19 protein-coding genes and 1 CRISPR repeat array are annotated in these 18039 nt (G+C 42.7%); of the genes, 6 read left to right on the forward strand and 13 right to left on the reverse strand.

Annotated features, from left to right (window positions below):
* Positions 1-102: 102 nt before the first annotated feature.
* Positions 103-705, forward strand: coding sequence for an ECF transporter S component (locus TERMP_RS07620; RefSeq protein WP_013467812.1), 603 nt, complete (start codon positions 103-105; stop codon positions 703-705).
* Here the strand turns inward: TERMP_RS07620 and TERMP_RS07625 are convergent.
* The 4 genes from TERMP_RS07625 to TERMP_RS07640 all read right to left on the reverse strand — a co-directional run bounded on the left by TERMP_RS07625 (position 702) and on the right by TERMP_RS07640 (position 4373).
* Positions 702-983: a family 4B encapsulin nanocompartment shell protein gene (locus tag TERMP_RS07625; RefSeq protein ID WP_013467813.1), complete on the reverse strand. Its 282-nt coding sequence runs from the start codon at positions 981-983 to the stop codon at positions 702-704. The genes TERMP_RS07620 and TERMP_RS07625 overlap by 4 nt on opposite strands.
* Positions 980-1642, reverse strand: coding sequence for a deoxyribose-phosphate aldolase (gene deoC, locus TERMP_RS07630; protein ID WP_013467814.1), 663 nt, complete (start codon positions 1640-1642; stop codon positions 980-982). Before deoC ends, TERMP_RS07625 begins: the two co-directional genes overlap by 4 nt.
* Positions 1643-2146: 504 nt before the next feature.
* Positions 2147-3085, reverse strand: a complete 939-nt coding sequence (locus TERMP_RS07635; protein ID WP_013467815.1) for a DUF4349 domain-containing protein — start codon at positions 3083-3085, stop codon at positions 2147-2149.
* Between the two features lie 79 nt (positions 3086-3164).
* On the reverse strand, positions 3165-4373 hold the full coding sequence (locus TERMP_RS07640) for a CGP-CTERM-anchored Cys-rich protein (RefSeq protein WP_013467816.1): 1209 nt from the start codon (positions 4371-4373) through the stop codon (positions 3165-3167).
* Positions 4374-4492: 119 nt separating this feature from the next.
* On the opposite strand from TERMP_RS07640, the gene eno reads away from it, so the two are divergent.
* Complete coding sequence (gene eno / locus TERMP_RS07645) at positions 4493-5785, forward strand: phosphopyruvate hydratase (RefSeq protein WP_013467817.1); 1293 nt, start codon at positions 4493-4495, stop codon at positions 5783-5785.
* A 503-nt stretch (positions 5786-6288) separates the two neighbouring features.
* A CRISPR array of direct repeats spans positions 6289-6993; the repeat unit is 30 nt; unit sequence GTTCCAATAAGACTCTAAGAGAATTGAAAG.
* A gap of 139 nt (positions 6994-7132) precedes the next feature.
* The gene (locus tag TERMP_RS07655) at positions 7133-8011 is read left to right on the forward strand and encodes an ADP-dependent ribose-1-phosphate kinase (RefSeq protein ID WP_048159799.1); all 879 of its coding nucleotides are present in this window, start codon (positions 7133-7135) and stop codon (positions 8009-8011) included.
* Here the strand turns inward: TERMP_RS07655 and TERMP_RS07660 are convergent.
* From TERMP_RS07660 to TERMP_RS07670, 3 genes are read right to left on the reverse strand one after another with little or no spacing between them, the layout of a single operon-like run.
* Positions 8008-8829, reverse strand: a complete 822-nt coding sequence (locus TERMP_RS07660; protein WP_013467819.1) for an ABC transporter permease — start codon at positions 8827-8829, stop codon at positions 8008-8010. The two genes, TERMP_RS07655 and TERMP_RS07660, sit on opposite strands and share 4 nt — an antisense overlap.
* Positions 8816-9619: an ABC transporter permease gene (locus TERMP_RS07665; protein ID WP_013467820.1), complete on the reverse strand. Its 804-nt coding sequence runs from the start codon at positions 9617-9619 to the stop codon at positions 8816-8818. The genes TERMP_RS07660 and TERMP_RS07665 overlap by 14 nt, the downstream gene beginning before the upstream one ends.
* A 1-nt stretch (position 9620) precedes the next feature.
* Entirely contained in the window at positions 9621-10595 is a 975-nt protein-coding gene (locus TERMP_RS07670; RefSeq protein ID WP_013467821.1) for a daunorubicin resistance protein DrrA family ABC transporter ATP-binding protein, read from the reverse strand.
* 157 nt (positions 10596-10752) lie between these two features.
* On the opposite strand from TERMP_RS07670, the gene TERMP_RS07675 reads away from it, so the two are divergent.
* From TERMP_RS07675 to TERMP_RS07685, 3 genes are all read left to right on the forward strand, one after another.
* A complete protein-coding gene (locus tag TERMP_RS07675) occupies positions 10753-11034 on the forward strand; it encodes a hypothetical protein (RefSeq protein ID WP_013467822.1) in 282 nt (93 codons plus the stop codon).
* Between the two features lie 156 nt (positions 11035-11190).
* A complete protein-coding gene (gene tfe, locus TERMP_RS07680) occupies positions 11191-11706 on the forward strand; it encodes a transcription factor E (RefSeq protein WP_013467823.1) in 516 nt (171 codons plus the stop codon).
* A 39-nt stretch (positions 11707-11745) separates the two neighbouring features.
* Positions 11746-12477 carry a DUF2110 family protein gene (locus TERMP_RS07685; RefSeq protein ID WP_013467824.1) on the forward strand — a complete coding sequence of 244 codons (732 nt, stop codon included), beginning with the start codon at positions 11746-11748 and terminating at the stop codon, positions 12475-12477.
* On the opposite strand, the gene TERMP_RS07690 is transcribed toward TERMP_RS07685, so the two are convergent.
* The 6 genes from TERMP_RS07690 to TERMP_RS07715 form a co-directional block, all read right to left on the reverse strand.
* Entirely contained in the window at positions 12464-13411 is a 948-nt protein-coding gene (locus tag TERMP_RS07690; RefSeq protein ID WP_013467825.1) for a hypothetical protein, read from the reverse strand. The two genes, TERMP_RS07685 and TERMP_RS07690, sit on opposite strands and share 14 nt — an antisense overlap.
* Before the next feature lie 126 nt (positions 13412-13537).
* Positions 13538-14416 carry an Mrp/NBP35 family ATP-binding protein gene (locus TERMP_RS07695; RefSeq protein WP_013467826.1) on the reverse strand — a complete coding sequence of 293 codons (879 nt, stop codon included), beginning with the start codon at positions 14414-14416 and terminating at the stop codon, positions 13538-13540.
* 136 nt (positions 14417-14552) lie between these two features.
* Positions 14553-15500, reverse strand: a complete 948-nt coding sequence (gene porB, locus TERMP_RS07700; RefSeq protein ID WP_013467827.1) for a pyruvate synthase subunit PorB — start codon at positions 15498-15500, stop codon at positions 14553-14555.
* A 10-nt stretch (positions 15501-15510) separates the two neighbouring features.
* Positions 15511-16695 carry a pyruvate synthase subunit PorA gene (gene porA, locus TERMP_RS07705; RefSeq protein ID WP_013467828.1) on the reverse strand — a complete coding sequence of 395 codons (1185 nt, stop codon included), beginning with the start codon at positions 16693-16695 and terminating at the stop codon, positions 15511-15513.
* A 10-nt stretch (positions 16696-16705) separates the two neighbouring features.
* On the reverse strand, positions 16706-17023 hold the full coding sequence (porD, locus tag TERMP_RS07710; RefSeq protein ID WP_013467829.1) for a pyruvate synthase subunit PorD: 318 nt from the start codon (positions 17021-17023) through the stop codon (positions 16706-16708).
* Positions 17024-17099: 76 nt separating this feature from the next.
* Positions 17100-18035, reverse strand: a complete 936-nt coding sequence (locus TERMP_RS07715) for a 3-methyl-2-oxobutanoate dehydrogenase subunit beta (RefSeq protein ID WP_013467830.1) — start codon at positions 18033-18035, stop codon at positions 17100-17102.
* Positions 18036-18039 lie beyond the last annotated feature (4 nt).

Genomic DNA, 18039 nt, shown 5'->3' on the forward strand with positions numbered 1-18039 from the left:
CCATTTCTTTCTTAATTTCTAAACCCGCTTGGATGCAAAATCTTTATAAATATCAATTTCAAGTTTTAACTTGAAATTGCTAATAAAGCGGAGGGGTGAGATATGGAGTTTGAGGTTATTGGAACATACGCTAAGCCAATTCTTGCACTCGCCGTTTTGGCATATTTTGCGTACATCTTTGTAATTAAAAAAGAAGAGTTTAAGAAGGCCCAAGTTGTTGCAATTTCAGCTGTGATGACAGCTTTAGTCACAGTTGCGACAATTGTAATTCAGGTCCCAACACCCCCGACAAGAGGATACATAAACCTTGGAGACACAATGGTCATGCTGAGCGGTGTGCTGTTTGGTCCCCTTATAGGAGCATTTGCAGGCGGCTTTGGTTCAGCTCTGGCAGATGCGATTACAGGTTATGCCCACTGGGCACCTTTCACACTGATTATAAAAGGACTTGAAGGGCTGGTTGTAGGATACATAGCATACAAAAGAGAAGATTTCACTGGGATACTCATAGGGACTATAATCGGCGGGTTCATAATGGTCTCCGGATACTTCCTTGTTGAAGTGTTCTTCTATGGTTATCCAAGTGCACTCGTTGAAGTTCCAGGAAACACACTTCAAGCAGTCAGTGGCATAATCGTGGGTGGAGGAATTGGATATATAATAAAGAGAGGATATCCAGACATAATGAACCTCATCCAAACTTAAACCTTCTGTATCTCCTCCCACATATCTTTTTCTTTAAAAAGAAGCCCAATTGATATCCTTCTTGATGCCCTTTTCAGCTGCCCCAGATATTGGGAATCAGCTATCACAGCATCAGAGTTGAGCTCTTTTATCTCATAAACGGCAAGATGACACTCTTTGAGCACCTCAGATGCATGTTTTAGGAACTCTGGGCCTGCAAGCATTATATCCGGATTTAAGCCTTCTTCCCTAAGCTCATTGATAGTTGTTTTCACAAGCTCGTAGATTTCCTCCTTCACCTCTTAGCACCCTCCACTATCTTCACTCCGCTTGAGGTGCCGATTCTGTTTGCACCCGCCTTTATCATTTCTAAAGCCTGCTCGTATGTTCTGATGCCACCTGCTGCCTTAACTCCAAGTTTATCGCCTACAACTCTTCTCATAAGCTTAACATCCTCTACCGTAGCACCTCCAGTACCAAACCCCGTTGAGGTCTTTACAAAATCTGCTCCAGCTTCCATTGCCAGCTTACATGCTATTTCTTTCTCTTCATCGGTTAGATAACAGGTCTCAATGATCACCTTGACTATAGCCCCTTTTTCGTGAGCAACTTTGACAACCTCCTCTATGTCTTTCCTAACATAATCATAATCCCCGTCCTTCAGTGCCCCAATGTTTATGACCATATCAAGCTCATCTGCTCCATCTTCAAGGGCTTTCTTTGCCTCAAATACTTTGACCTCCGTTGGTGTTGCCCCCAATGGGAATCCAATAACAGATGCCACTTTTATGTCCGTGCCTTTTAATGTCTCCTTTGCAAGCTTTACACGGTAGGGGTTAACGCAGACAGCATAAAAGCCGTACTTTTTGGCTTCCTCGCACAGTCTGATTATATCCTCCTTTGTTGCATAAGGCTTCAAATTGGTGTGATCAATGTACTTGGCAATATCAATTTCCATTCACATCACCAAAAACTAAGTATTCTTATCATATATTTAGAACTTTTTCCTCAAAAATGGGTAGGTTAACCAGGAATTTGGAGAATGCTAAAAACAAAAAGAAGAACTCTTTACATTTTCCTTTTGAACGTCTCGCCTTTAAGGGTGGTGATGTAGTATTCTTGAGTCTGCCGTTCAAATCACTGAAAGCCTTTTAAGTTTTGGAGTGGTAATGGACTCTGAAAGAGTCCTTTCACAGATAGCCCTCTTAGAGGGCTTTCACCGTGTCTCCTGCTTTTGCAGGGGAAGACGCCGATAGGCGTCCTTCGAAAACTGCCCTCTTGGGCAGTTAGAGTTTGAGATACGATAACCCCAAGCCTTTGTGGTAGGGGTAATGGGCCTGAGACCGGGCCTGCGGGCTGAACCGAAGCTGGCGACAGGAGTAGGTGATGGGCCCGCAAACCGAACCGCCAATGGCGAGGGGTTAAGTCGTTGGAACCCTCGCCCTTCAGGGCGGGGAGGAGGTCAGTCCTTCCCAACACCTTCTGAAGCTCTGATTCCATACTTTTTGTACAGCCTTCTTCCAACCAGATAAAGCACTGCAAATGGAGATATTATTATCAGCAGGGCAAGAATACCCCTAATTATCATAATCAGTATTGCCACAGCTTGGTATATGGTCTTTCTAAAGTCTAAATCAATCTCGAACACAGGCTTTTCTTTGCTCTCTATTGTAATGTGATATGTTATATAATCCGTGACTTTCTCATAGTAATCCTTCTGGAGGTAGAGGTAATTCAGACGGGAGTTTATTTCAGAGATCCTGTATTCAATTCTTAAAAGATCATCGACATCTTTTGAAAGGTTGTAAAATTCCAAAAGCTTCTTTTTCTCAGCCTCAAGGCTCTCAATTTCAGCAAGAATCTGGTTGTATTTGCTTGTCACATCTTGAGTGTCCAAGCGGAGGCTTTTGACGTTGTACCTCTGCAGGAGGGTTCCGACTTTATTTTCATTTTTTGCTGTGTTCGGAACCCTAAACTCCAAGTAGTAGACAGTCCTGTCCTGCCCCCTTGTAAGACGTTCAGAAATAATATACCCACCAAGAGAATACACCTCGGCTTTTATTTCCTCGGTTACTTTTTCTGGATTTTCATCCTGAATAATGACGTAATAGTCTTTCTTTAGTCTCTGAATTACTTCCTTAGGCTTTTCATTATTTGTAACTCCTACTGAGGCTTGGGTAGCAGTCGGCTTTGTATACGTTGGAGCATATGCCATCGTTTGTGTGGACGTAACTCTTTTAGCTTCAATATCCCAGCCTTTTTCTTCATAAAGCGGAGGCTGATACTCCGGCTCATTTCCAACCTTAAGTGAAGCCCCGCTCTGAAAAACCTTTGAGACAACAAACCCAGCGACGATTATCACAACAACCAAGAGAACTATCCCAATATTTCTTTTATGCATAGCTCTCACCAAAAATATTACTCATGATTACATTTAAGGGTTGTTAAAGCTTCAAAATGATTTGAAGTGAAGGAAAAAGTTAATCCTTTCTCCTGAGAGACAGAGGTAGTAAAACTCCCAGCACTACAATACCGGTACCACAAATTGCACTGCTGGTAGGGCTTTTTGGAGTTGAAGGGGATTGAGACGGTGAAGGTTTCCCAAGTTCAACTGTGCCTTTTGGCAATTGGTATGTCATTGGCTTTCCAAGGCATTTTACAAGCTTAGCATCTTTGCTTTCATAATAGGGAATCCATGCATATTTGCCATCTTTGGTTTCATACCACCCTATATGGGAGTTGTAGCCAGCATAGCCCCTCTTTGCAACTTTTACGATTTCTTCAATGTCTTCATCGCTTATCTTTAAAATTCCACTCTCTTTGAGCCATTCAATTTCAACTCTCAGCGCTTCTTTAAAGTTGAATGTGTATGGATTAACAATCCCCTCCGGCATGCTGGTAACCCGCTTTTCAAACTTTATGTTCTCTAAAACACAGCTTATTCCCAAAACTGAAAACAGTTCCTTTATCTCAGCTCTTTTTTCCTCACTTAATTCCTTCTGCCCGTAAATTGCAATGTAAACGTCCGCTTGTGGCATCTTTATAACTTTATTTGGATCAATTCCATGCTCCTTAAGGCATTGTTCAAAAGCACCATTCGGTTTCCACGTGCACACACCGTTCACACAGCCGCAACTTGTAAGCTTCAAACACTCATACCAGTCCCTATAAACACAAATTGAGACTACTTTTGTTGCGTTTTCTCTGGTTGTACATATCTCTCCAGAGCAACCCCCAGTGGAACAGTCAGAATCTTTTGAGCACTCTCTTCCTTTTTGAGGAGTTATTTGAACCAGAATGTTCTCTCTTCTGAAAGCATGTTTTCCTTCAACCTCCCATCCAAGCTCCTTAGCTTTCTCGATGCTGTTTTCTGGGAATATTATCGGAGTTGTGAACTTCGCAGAGAGAACAGTTGAGTTCCAGTTTTTTACTGGGATTTCAATCCTTAAGTGGAGCCCGTTATCTTCCCAAAGTATAACAGCAACTCTTTCGTCGTAATGGGAATGGTAAATTAGTCTTCCATCTTCAATTAAGACATTTTCCGCATTCGTAAGGGGCTCAAGATTATATTCAATGCCTGGCTTGTTGAAATAAACCTCTACAGCCAAGTTATCAGTCGGGCTAAAGCACGCCTGAGCAAAGGGGAGCAATGCTAAGATTAAAATAAAAGCCACGGCATATCTTTTCACAGTGCTCACCTATTTCTAACCATAACCTTCAAAGTATTTATCTTTGCTCATAGCTTCAAACCAGTTTGAAGTGCAAAAGCTTTAAGTCCTAAAGATCAACATCACTCGAGGTGATTAAGATGGAGAACCCGTTTGAGATTACCGCAATTGTAGCAAGAGAAATCTTGGACTCAAGAGGAAACCCAACAGTAGAAGTAGATGTCTACACTCCAGTTGCCATGGGAAGGGCTGCTGTACCAAGTGGGGCATCAACAGGAACTCATGAAGCTTTGGAGCTTAGAGATGGTGGAAGGAGATTCCACGGAAAAGGAGTTAGGAGGGCTGTTGAGAACATCAACAAGATCATTGCCCCAGAGCTCATAGGCATGGATGTAACACTGCAGAGAGACATAGACATGCTCATGATTGAGCTTGATGGAACCGAGAATAAGTCAAACCTTGGAGCAAACGCTATTTTGGGAGTTTCGTTAGCAGTTGCCAAGGCAGCAGCAAACACCTTAGGTTTGCCGCTTTACCAGTACATCGGTGGAACTAACGCTTATGTATTGCCAGTTCCAATGAGCAACGTCATCAACGGTGGGGTTCATGCCGGAAATGATTTGGACTTCCAGGAGTTCATGATAATGCCCGTCGGTGCTAAGAGCTTCAAAGAGGGCATTCAGATGATCAGCGAGACATACCACACGCTCAAAAAGATTCTCGTGGAGAAATACGGAAAGCTGGCAGTTAACGTTGGTGACGAAGGCGGATTTGCGCCGCCAATGAAGGAAGTTACAGAGCCACTGGAAGCTCTCGTCAGGGCAATTGAAGAGACCGGATACAAAGTTGGAGATGAAATCGCATTTGCATTGGATGCTGCATCAAGCGAGTTCTACAACGCTGAAAAGGACAAATACATCGTTGGAGGTAAAGAATACACAAGGGATGAGCTCATTGACCTTTACAAAGAATTAGTCAGCACTTATCCAATAGTCTCAATTGAGGACCCAATGCACGAGGAAGACTTTGAGGGCTTTGCAATGGTAACAAGAGAGCTTGGAAAGAAGATACAGATCGTTGGCGACGACATCTTTGTTACAAACGTGAAGAGGCTAAAGAAGGGCATTGAAATGGGAGCAGCAAATGCTCTGCTCTTAAAAGTCAACCAGATCGGAACCTTAAGTGAAGCAATCGATGCAGCTTACTTGGCTTTCAGAGCTGGTTACGGAGTTGTTGTCTCACACCGCTCTGGAGAGACTGAAGATGCTACAATCGCAGACTTAGCGGTAGCAATAAACGCCGGGCAGATTAAGACAGGTGCTCCAGCAAGGAGCGACAGAAACGCAAAGTACAACCAGCTCATCAGGATTGAGGAAGAGCTTGAGGGCATAGCATATTATCCCGGAAAGAAGTTCAGGAACCCTCTCCTATGAGCTTTCTTTCTTAATTTTGTCGAATGTTTTTTGATTCTTGTTTGTTTTGCTCCTTCTGCAATTTCCAGCTGTAAGAAATCATTAATTGTAGAACAGCAGCTTGTGGGTTCTTTGGATGTTTTTAGTTATTACTTGTTATTAAATTACTTTGTGTTACAGATTTTCCTCAAAACTATGGCGTTTTGAATGTGCACGGTTGGAATTGAGGATTTTCAAGGCTTCTTTGGTATGCTTTCCCAGAGGAAATCTGACCATTTTGTAATTAGAAGACAAAGAAGCTGGGTTTTTGAAATTAAAGGGCTTTTTGGACGTTGGAAGTCTTGTGAACATTTTTATACACTTTGTAAATTTGGGGAAGCAGGGAGTTTGCATCATGAAAGAGCTTACGAAATCACTTGAATCCAGGACTTGTTTTGGCTTTGTTATTGACCCTTCGGCAAAAAGCTTTTATAATTCAAGCGTTTTTATACTCTTATTGGGGAAATAAGGCAAAATCCCGCCCTGTTCCAATAAGACTCTAAGAGAATTGAAAGAGCTGCAACCGGTTCAGCGTAAATGCTGATGAGGAGCGTTCCAATAAGACTCTAAGAGAATTGAAAGCCGAACCCAACAGAAGCATTTGTTTTTTCATTAGAACGTTCCAATAAGACTCTAAGAGAATTGAAAGGCAAACGTCGTTGTTGCAGGACTAATCAGCCTCTACGTTCCAATAAGACTCTAAGAGAATTGAAAGGCTTTTTCAGCTGTTCATTCTCTTGCTTCAGCTTTGCGTTCCAATAAGACTCTAAGAGAATTGAAAGAACAACATGAAGCCTGGTGAGCCGCCGAGATTCCTTGATGCAAGTTCCAATAAGACTCTAAGAGAATTGAAAGTTCACAATGAAGTAGTATGCAACGTCCGTCTCCGCAAGGTTCCAATAAGACTCTAAGAGAATTGAAAGGCGTTTGAAACAAAATTTGCAGAATTGTTGACTGCAGTTCCAATAAGACTCTAAGAGAATTGAAAGAGCTGTCTCTATTGCCTCCTCCTCAGTCCTTGCAATCGTTCCAATAAGACTCTAAGAGAATTGAAAGTCCAGGTCGAGAAGCTCGAAGACGGCAAGATAGTCGGTTCCAATAAGACTCTAAGAGAATTGAAAGCAGTATGATGGGGGGGTTTGGAAGTGCCCGTTTTGTAAGTTCCAATAAGACTCCAAGAGAATTGAAAGACAAACATAAAGTTCTTTAAGAGAAATTTTGCACCCAGTAGAAAGACTAAACTGTTCTCTGATATTAACAGAAAATGGAGAAAACCTTAAAGCTTTTCAGTGTGCAACATATGAAATAAAACCCACCGGAGGGATGGCAATGTTTGACGTGGTTGCAATAGGGAACCTCAACTACGACATAATAATGCTCGTTGACCGCTTTCCGGAATTCCATGAAAAGATTCCAGCAAAAAATGCCCACTTTGGACTTGGAGGAGCCGCTGGAAACACAGCAACATGGTTAGCCAATATGGGCCTTAGAGTGGGGTTCATAGGGGCTGTAGGAAAAGACGAAATTGGAGAAGCACACATAAACTTCTTCAAAAAGATTGGTATTGACACCAAAGGCATAAAAATTGTTGATGTTCCTTCAGGTGTTGCCGTGGCAATAATAAAGGGCGAAGATAAGAGAATTGTAAAATACTTAGGAGCCAACAAATACAGAGAGCTTGACTATGAATATCTATCCAAAACAAAACACATCCATCTATCTTCCAATCCAGAAAAGCTCATCATCGACACAGTAAACTTTGCTTATGAACACGGAATTACAGTCTCACTTGACATTGGGGAGGCAAAAATCCCAGAAGAAATCGAGGAAAAAATAACATATCTTCTCATGAACGAGGACGAATTTAAGAGGAAATTCGGGAACCTGGATAAAATCAGCGAGGTCAAAGCCAAAAATGTGATTGTAACACTGAACGGAGGGGGAGCATTGGTAAGGGACGAAAAAGGAAACATATTTGAGGTTAAAGGACTCAGCGCTGAAGTCGTTGATTCCACTGGAGCGGGAGACTCCTTTGATGCTGGGCTCATTTATGGGGTTCTCAAAGGGTGGAGTTTAAGAGATGCCGCAAAGCTTGGAATGCTCCTGGCTTATCTAACTGTTCAGAAAGTTGGTGCAAGAAGTGCAGTAATTCCCCTTGAAGAGATAAAAAAGAGAGCGGAAGAGCTGAATCTCAACCTGCCTTTCTAATAGCTCTTTAACCCCACTATTCTCGCCTGCTTTTCACTCCATTTATACACAAAATAACCAAAAAGAGCATATATCGTTGAAATAAAAAGGAGATAACCAATCTCATTAATTGAGTTTGAGTATCCAAAAGCAACAACTTTTCTCACAGCTTCACTTGTTGGGGCATAGGGCATTGCCTTGGCTAAGAGCTGGAGAGGCTTTGGAAGAATCTTTATCGGATACATTGCTCCGCTCAGGGCAAAAACAAGCATTTCCAAGATGTTTATAAAAGGCCCAGGATCCCTTAAGTAGAGCACAATTCCAGCAGCCGTCATTCCGAGGCCAATCATCCCCACTGTCCCAAGGAGAAGAACTGGTATGCCCTTGAAAAAACCAGCAGAATTGATATGAACATCAAACACAATCACAAAGAGCGGAATGTAAACTGCCATATAAATGAACGATAAGAAAATTCTAACCAAAACATTGCCCAGAAAGAATGTTATTCTCCTCATTGGAGCCGCAAAGGAATATTCAAGAGTTCCAGCATAGAGCTCATCAACAACGCTCCACACAAAGCCGCTCATGAAGGTTAGGCCAAAACCAAGAACCATGAAGCCCAAGACAGCAAAAGTCAAGTAGTCAGAATAACCCGTCATTCGCTGTAAAGCTGGTGAGTTTCTCTGTCCCGTCAGTCCAATCCCTATTAGCAACGCCTGTCCCACAAAGAAGAACCCAAGCATTATATCGCTGATCATCCACAGCTTGTAGCTCAAAAAGATTCGCCAGCTCTTCACTGCAACACCATAGAGTGCTCTAAGCTCCTCAGTAACCGCCATAACCCATCACCCTTATTACCCCTTCAGCCCACTTAAAAAGAGCATAACCAATTAACCAGTACACAATGACCAAAAGAAGAAGCCACTCTACTGACGGTGTTATCTCCCCATAGGTTTTCCCAATGAAAATTGCCCTGATGGCATTTACCGAATGGGTTAGAGGGAAGATATTTGAAAACTCTGTTATTGCCTTGGGCATTACATTGAGCGGGAAAAAGACTCCTGAGAAGAAAAGCATCGCAAATTCAAAGATCTGGGCAAAAGGCCCTATGTGCTTGAGCATCATTACCAATCCGGCGAAAACAAAGCCAAAGCCCAAGAAGGCTAAGAAAGAAAGTAGTAGAACGGGTAAAGACCTCAGCAAAATTGAAAATGTTAAAGAAATATTGAATATCAAAACTCCAAATGCAAAGACTACCATCATCAAAACCGAATCCATGAGAAGCCAGCTCAAAGCCAAGCCAAGCAAAAGCTCGGTGATTCTTACTGGAGCAGCTATGCTGGTTTCAAAAGTCCCTCTCTGGAGCTCTCTTCTGATTCCCCAAACGTAAGCCTCCATTGGAGAAACAGAAAGCCACCACAGGACATATCCTATTAGTGCATAAGTTGGGTAGTCCCCAATTCCAGTTGAAGATGCTAAAAGCTGAGAATACCTACCACCAAGAACTGCCTGCCCAAAGAAAACAAACTGGAGAAGGAAAACAATGCCAACTAAGACTGCACTGAAAACCCTTAATGGATAGCGGAAGAACATTCTGAGCTCCTTCTCAATTATTGCAAGTAAAGGCATTTTAATCCCTCAGTGCTCTGCCAGTGAGCTTTATGAATACATCCTCCAATGTGGGCTCCTTCTGTTCAACACTCAAAATTCTCACACCTCTTTTCACTAAAAGCTCGACAACCTTTGGCAGATCCTCTTCATCAATTTGACCTCTGAGTGTCGTTATCCCCCTTTCGGCATCTTCTTTTACAACGACAAGCTTCCAAGGAAATCCTTCCATCTTCTGAACTGAAAATTCTCTGACCTTTATTTCTACAACATCCTCTCCCTTTACGAGCTTTTTCAAACCCTCCGGAGTATCGAGGGCAATTATTCTCCCCTGATCGATTATTGCAATTCTATCGCAGAGCTCTTCAGCCTCAGCCATGTAGTGTGTTGTTAAGAGGACGGTCTTTTTCTGTTTATCAACGAGCTTTCTTATGAATTCCCGCACAAAAACCGCACTTTGGACATCGAGTCCTAAAGTAGGTTCGTCAAGGAAGAGAACTTCCGGGTCATTTATCAGGGCTTTTGCAATGGCCAATCTCTGCTTCATCCCTCTGGAATAATTCATTACAAGATCATCCTTCCTTTCCCACAGTCCGACGAGCTTTAAGAGCTTTCCAATTCTCTCCCTTTCTTCCTTCTTGGGAACATAGTAGATTCTTGCGAAATATTTCAGGTTTTCATAAGCCGATAATCGCCAATAGAGAGTTCTCTCCCCTTCAGCGACCAAATTAATCCTTTTTCTAATTTCTCTCGCATCTTTTCTAATATCAAATCCAAGAATTTTTGCTGTTCCTCCGCTTGGTTCAAGAAGTGTTGTGAGCATCTTAATCGTGGTGGTTTTTCCCGCTCCATTAGGTCCTAAAAGCCCAAAAAGTTCCCCCTTCTTCACCTTAAAACTGATGCCTCTAACAGCTTCAATCCATTCAACTTTTCTAAAAGGAAGGGGGATTTTCTTGGGGTACTTTTTTCTGAGCTCACTGACTTCAATTGCATGCATTTTACTTCCCTTAATTTTATAGCACTGGTCAGGAGATATAAATTTAGTGCTCACAAGTTTTAAAAGAGACCAAGAAGAAATGCTTAAAAATCAAGAAGCTAAAAGATTTAGAATGACCAAAAACTTTTAAACTCTCAGCATTTCGGAGGTGACCTCATTGGAAATCATAGTTGAAAAGTTCAAACCAAAAATAACAAGACCATTCAAGAGAAAAAATGAATACTGGGTTAAGCTCATTGATGAAAGCGGCGAGTATATTATGAAGTTTAAAAGTCCATTGGAAGCAGAAGATGCTGTTTACGGCTTGTTAGATCTTCAGGTTTATGGTGGCAAGGTGAGACTTAAGCTCAGAGAAGGGAACGTCATTGAAGATATCGAAATTCTGGAGCTTTACAAACCTTCGGCAAAGGAGCTTGTTGATGAGTACTTCACCGACTGATTTTCTTAATTTTCGATACTCACTAATGTACATCACTAAGCCATTTTTGACAAAAACATATATATATTATGTTGGACATAATATCGTATTGAGGCACCATAATCAGCGTTATAAAAAGCAAATTTTGCTAAAATACGCTGTTGAGGAGGTCTTTTCATGCCAAGACGAAAGAACAAAGAGCTCATAGAATTTGCAATGGACATTGGAGGGGAGGAGGCTGTTGAAATAATCAAGGCTCTTGAGAAAAAAGGTGAAGCCACAGATGAAGAGCTTGCCGAGATGACTGGAATAAGGGTAAATACAGTCCGCAAAATCCTCTACGCTCTCTATGATCATCAACTTGCAGAGTTCAGAAGGACAAGGGATAAAGAAACAGGATGGTACTACTATTACTGGCATTTGGAAACAAGACGACTGCCTGAAATAATCAGAGCAAGGAAGATGCAGGAGCTCAAAAAACTCAAGCAGATGCTTGAAGAGGAAACAAGCGAGATTTATTATCACTGCGGAACCCCCGGACATCCAAAACTGACTTTCGATGAGGCATTGGAATATGAATTCCAGTGCCCAATTTGTGGTGCCATGCTGATGCAGTATGATAATACGAAGATCGTGGAAGAGCTCAAAAAGAGAATCGAACAGCTTGAAAAAGAATTGGGAATAAAGAAATGAGCCTCTTTTGGGGACTTATGAACTTCGGGGATGATATATATGAAGGAATTGGTAATTTTAGAGAAGATTTATGGAGATAGAAGCGGTTTTGAGAAGCTTGATCGGAAATTAAAGTCTCTAATTGGAGATTTAGAAGTTACGTGGAAAATAGGAATTACGCAAAAGCAGTGGGTCAAAATAAGGATTGAAGGAGAAGACGAAGAAATATCTGCAAACCTGATAAGGGAGGAATTCGGAGAAGTTCCTTACAAGCTGAGCAATGTGAAAGAAGGACAAAGATATAAGGGAAGGTTTATTGATCTGGGGAAAGTAGGATATGGCGTTTATGTTGATATTGGGGTTTTCTCTCCAACACCAAAAGACGCCTTGATGCCTTTGTACTATCTAAAAAGAGAATTCGAGGAAAAGCCTGTGAGACAGATGATCAGAGAATTCGGATGGATTGACTATTTGCCGGTTGAAATACAAATAGAAAAAGTAGAATTTGGAACAAGAGAAGTTGAAGCGTATTTCACAGATAGACAGCTGAAAAAAATGAAATCTTGGATAAGCGATGGATACGACAAGCTTTTCATTGTCGGAACTGTAAGTGAAAAAGTTGAGGACGCTCTTATAAAAACCGGCCACTCAAGAGATGTGAAAAAACTGGAAGAGCTTGGGCTCATGGAAACCCTCCTGATACTCAAAAGGGGAACACAGGCGCCGGGAATAATAAAGGAAATCGGACCATACATAAAGTCTGCAGTAATTGGGGCTATTAAGTTTGAGTAGCAACATACAGCTTTTGGGTCAACCTGATGGAAAGGGCGGACACAATAATAACAAGCGGGGCAAAGAGGGTCTGATCAAAAGTCAGCAACAGGAGGTAAAAAATACTTAAAATCAGTAGAAACAGAGTGTGCCCTTTCATTCTGATTGCAATTCTGAAATTGGTGGCAAAAAGGTAACCTATCAAAATCAAGGGGACAAAAGCCTCTTTTCCAAATGTCCCAATTGTATAAAGATGGAACTTATTGGGGGCTCTAAGGAATATGTGCTGTCCCGTAATGTAGAAAAGGAGTATGACTCCTATGGAGGATAAACCTATGTATGCATAATTCCTTTTGTGCCTTTTTGGAAAGGAGAGGATAAATGCGGGCAGGATAGCGGAGAAGTAAACATTAGACCCAATGCTCAGAACGGTAAACAGTGTGAGTAAAGAAGTCTCCAGAGCAGCTTTAAATGTTCGGGGTGTGAAAGAAAAGTTCATGACAAAAGACAGGGTAATGACAAAGAAAAAGACTGCAAAAAATTCTCTATCAAGAGACTTAACAACTTCCCTAAAAGTAGGTGATGCAAAAACAAGACCATATATAAGAAAGCCGAGCTCCCTGGACTGTCTCGGAGCCAAGTAAAAGATAAAGCCTGAGAGGAGAACGAGAAGAAGAAAGTGTACCAAGGATGAAAAGAAAGGATCAAAAAACAAAAACTTCTCCTTGAACTGTGTCGAGTTGGAAAACCACAAGAGGGAGAGGATGATAACCAAAAGATAAAGGACAAAAGCATGGCGACTTTCTTTAAAAAGTCCGTATGCTAATACGGCAAGAACAATAAGGAGCAGACTAACTACAGCAAGTGGAGCTGTATCCGGGTAGCGGGAAATTAAATTGGCTATGCTTTGAGAAATGTAAGTGAGTGCAACGGCCGCTTGAATAATCACCACCACTTAAGATTAACTTCCGAGGGGATTAAAAAAGTTATGTAGCCCGGTCCAGCGCGGCATCACAGTTTCGGGTTTCCCCGACCTCAGCCGCGCATGCCGGTAGTATGTAATATGTTGAAAATTTAAGCTTTACTGCTCTTTTTTCATTTCTTCAAGCTTTTCAACCAACCTCTGGGTAATTTCCATAAAAGCCTTAGCTGCTGGAGTATCATCATATAGCACTATTGGGATTCCCAAGTCACTTGCCTCTCTTGCCTTTGGGTCTATTGGAATCTTACCAAGAAAATCAACATTCTCTTTTTTAGCAAGCTTTTCTCCACCGCCCTCTCCAAACAGATCGATCTTATTTCCACAGTGGGGACAGATTAAGTAGCTCATGTTCTCAATAACCGCTATGTAGGGAACTTCCATCTGCTTCATCATGTTAACAGCTTTGCCCGTATCAAGCAAAGCTACTTCTTGAGGTGTTGTCACAACTATTGCGGCATCAAGTTTTAGAGTTTGGGTAACGGTTAGTATCTGATCGCCAGTTCCAGGGGGAAAGTCGATTATCATGAAGTCAAGCTCTCCCCATTTCACATCCCCTAAGAGCTGCTTGAGTGCTTTTGTAACAAGGGCACCTCTCCAGATAATTGGCTGATCTTCGGGAACCATCATCCCCATGCTCATGACTTTGATTGGTGTCACTTGACCCATGAAGTCGACTACGGGTGGGATCATCTCAAAATGGTCATTGACCTTTTCAGCAAGGATTTCCGCTTTCTCAACACCAAACATCTTAGCGACATTTGGCCCATGAACGTCAGCATCCAAGACACCGACGAAGTAGCCAAGCTTGGCCAAGGCAGTTGCCAGGTTAACAGCTACCGTACTCTTTCCAACTCCTCCCTTTCCGCTGAGCACTGCAACCTTATATTTCCACTTTTTTTCCTTTTCCTTAATTCTTTGAGTTAACGGGTCAACTCCAAATCCCGGGATATTTAATGAGGGTGGGGTTTTTATGGTCATCGTAATCACCTCTTGAATAATGCTGAAGTTAGGTTTATCTAAAACCTTATAAGCTTTGTCATAAATAAATACATTTCGGGACAAAAATGTGTAATGAACTTCAAGAATAGGAAATAAAAATCAAGCAAAGAAAAGATCATGGAAGCTCAACTTCCTTTCCGAGAACCCTCCACATTGCTTTGATCTGCTCTTTCAGTTCTTGTATTGCCTCAGGTCTCTTGAATAGGTGCTTGAATCTTCCCTGGAGCTTAAGGTATTCCTCAATCGGCTTCTTGAACTTTCCATCCTTGGGGAATCTCTGGAACTTGATGTTTCTTATGTCACCATTTTCAATTTCAAAGAGTGGCCAAACGCCAGTCTCAATTGCTAATTTTGCAACTTCAACTGTCTTCTCTGGCGGAATCCTCCAACCTGGGACACACGGACCGTGTATCTGCAGGAAGGCTGGACCGTCAATCTTTGCCGCCTTCTTGACTTTTCTATAGAGGTCATATGGGTCTGCAATGCTCGCTGTTGCAACGTATGGGATCTGATGAGCTGCAGCTATTAAGGCAACCCACTTCTTCGGCTTGTCCTCACCTATCGAGTACTTCCCTGGTGGTGATGTTGTTGTCCATGCTCCGTATGGTGTTGAGCTCGAACGCTGAATACCAGTATTCATATAAGCCTCATTATCATACATGATGTAAACGACGTTGTGCCTTCTCTCGAGCATTCCAGAGAGTGCCTGCAGACCAATATCAGCAGTACCACCATCTCCACCGAATGCAAGGATTTTTCCTTTGTAGCCAAGCTTCTTCCAAGCTGCCTCAACACCGCTTGCAACGGCTGCGGCATTTTCAAAAGCAACATGGATCCATGGAGCCTTCCAAGCAGTGTATGGAAATACTGCAGAAACAACCTCCATACATCCAGTTGCATGGGCTATTGCAAAAGCATCAGGATCGCCGTATTTCTCTTCCATGGCTTCGCTAAATGCTTTAGTGGCTAAACGCATAATTATTGCACACCCACATCCAGCACATGCAGCGTGACCAGGTGCCCAGTACTCGCGAGTTGTGATGGGGGGCTTTCTTACGGCCATTTCAATCACCTCACAAAATCTCCTTCCTCAATCCTATCCAGTAAACCTCCTCCTCAACACCTTCTTTCATGGCTTTTTCTGCAATGCTCAATGCTTCCTCAAGCTGTCCAAATGTTACATCCCTTCCACCAAGACCTATGATGAAGTCAAGGACTATTGGCTTCTCCTTCTCGTTGATGAGTGACCTTGCGACATCTGCAAAGACTGCTCCACCTGAGCCAAAGCTGATATCCTTCTCGAGGATTGCCAAGACCTTCGCTTTCTTAGCCAATGCCCTAATCTCTTCAATTGGGAACGGTCTGTATACTGTAATCTTTGCCGCTCCAACTTTTACTCCCTCTTCTCTCTTCTTGTCAACGAACTCCTTGAGTGTTCCGGCAAGTGAGCCCATTGTTATCATGATGATCTCAGCGTCATCCGTTTTGTATTCCTCAACCATCTGGTACTTTCTTCCAAACTTCTTCTCGAACTCCTCAAAGACCTCCTTAATTACCTGTCTTGCGTTCTCCATTGCTTCCCATACTTTGTATCTTGCCTCCATGTAGTGAGCTGGGAATCCAAGTGTTCCCTGAGTGATAGGCCTCTTTGGATCAAGGTAGGCGTGCTTTGGCTTGTATTCGCCCAAGAACTCGTCAACAAGCTCTTGGTCTGGGATTTCGACAGGCTCGACTGTGTGTGTCAATATGAATGCATCGAATCCAGTCATTGCTGGCAACAAAACACGCTCGTCCTCAGCAACCTTGAATGCAATTAAGATCAAGTCCAAAGCCTCTTGGTTGTTCTCAGCATAGAACTGAATCCATCCAGTGTCTCTCTCACTAATTGTGTCCTGCCAGTCATTCCAGATGTTGATTGGAGCAGAAAGTGCTCTGTTACCAATGGCCATGACGATCGGCAACCTCATACCAGCCGCAATGAAGAGGATCTCGTGCATTAAAGCCAAACCTTGTGAAGCTGTTGCTGTGAATGTTCTCACTCCAGCGGCTGAAGCACCAACACACGCTGAAATTGCAGAGTGCTCGCTCTCAACTTTAATGAACTCAGCATCCAGTTCGCCGTTGGCAACGAATTCACTAATCTTCTCTGGAACAAGTGTTGACGGTGTAATTGGGAACGCAGCTATAACTTTTGGCTTAGCCAACTTTGCAGCCCAAGCAGCTGCCTCATTTCCCTTCATAACCTTCCTCATGGGCATCTAAATCACCTCACTTAACCTCTCTAACCATCGTAATTGCCTTAGTTGGGCACTCATTAGCGCAGATACCACAGCCCTTACAATAGTCATAGTCAAAAACTGGATAGTTTTCTTCGTCCAAGTAGATTGCCGGCTCTGGACAGTATGTGTAACACAAGAAACATCTTATACATTTGTCCTTGTTGAACTCGGGCTTAAATACTCTCCAAGAACCTGTTTTGTTTATTACACTGCTTCCTGGAATGTACGCTATAGCTCCCGGGGTCATTTTCTCAGTCAATTCTTTTTCTACCCTCTCTATATCGGCTTTAAACGGGCTTTCCGCCATATGTATCACCTCAGGTGAGTTCTACATTTGGAACTTAAACTTTTTCGACATCAATCCGTCAAATAAGGAAAGTAAATCAGCCGAAAACTTCGGCTTTCTTCTTGAGCTCCTCCCACTCCCTGAGCACCCATTCTTGGAGTATTTCAATGTCCTCTTTTGTCATGTACTTGAATCTTCCTTGGAGCTTGAGGAATTCTTCAATTGGCTTTGGCTCCTTCTTTGGATTTGGCATGTTTATCTTGTACTTCCCGTTTTCATACTCGAAGAGCGGGAAGTATGCTGTCTGAACAGCCAGCCTTGCAAGCTCTATGCTCTTATCGGTCGGACTTCTCCAGCCTGTCGGACATGGGGCAAAGAGCTGTATGAAGCTCGGTCCTGGGATTTCTTGAGCTTTCTTGAGCTTTCTCATGAAGTCCTCTGGAAATGCAATGCTTGCTGTTGCCGCATAGGGTATCTTATGGGCTATAACAATATCAATGACTTTCTTCTTGTGCCTCTTCTCAAGGAAGTGCTTCTTTCCTCCAGGTGTGTTCGTTGTCCATGCTCCGTATGGTGTTGAGCTCGAACGCTGAATACCAGTATTCATATAAGCCTCATTATCATACATGATGTACAGCGCATCGTGTCCTCTCTCAAGGAATCCGCTTAAAGCCTGCAGACCAATATCAGCAGTACCACCGTCCCCAGCCCATCCAACTACCATTATCCCATCTTTTCCTTTAACTTTGTATCCCTTAGCCTTAAGAGCAGCCTCAATTCCGCTTATGACCGCCCCTGTGGTTTCAAAAGCTGTGTGGAACAGCGGAGCACCAAAAGCTGAGTATGGCCACGGACCAGCTATAATCGTCGAACAGCATGCAGGGATTGTGAAGATCGCTTTCTTCCCGTATGCCTTGAGCACATATCTTAACCCTAAAGCAGCACCACACCCTTGGCACGCTGTGTGTCCCGCATAGAAGTTCTCCTCAAACGGAATTGACAATCTCTTCTTTATGTTTTCGGGAATCTCCATTCCT

The organism is Thermococcus barophilus MP, from assembly GCF_000151105.2.
Lineage (GTDB): Archaea > Methanobacteriota_B > Thermococci > Thermococcales > Thermococcaceae > Thermococcus_B > Thermococcus_B barophilus.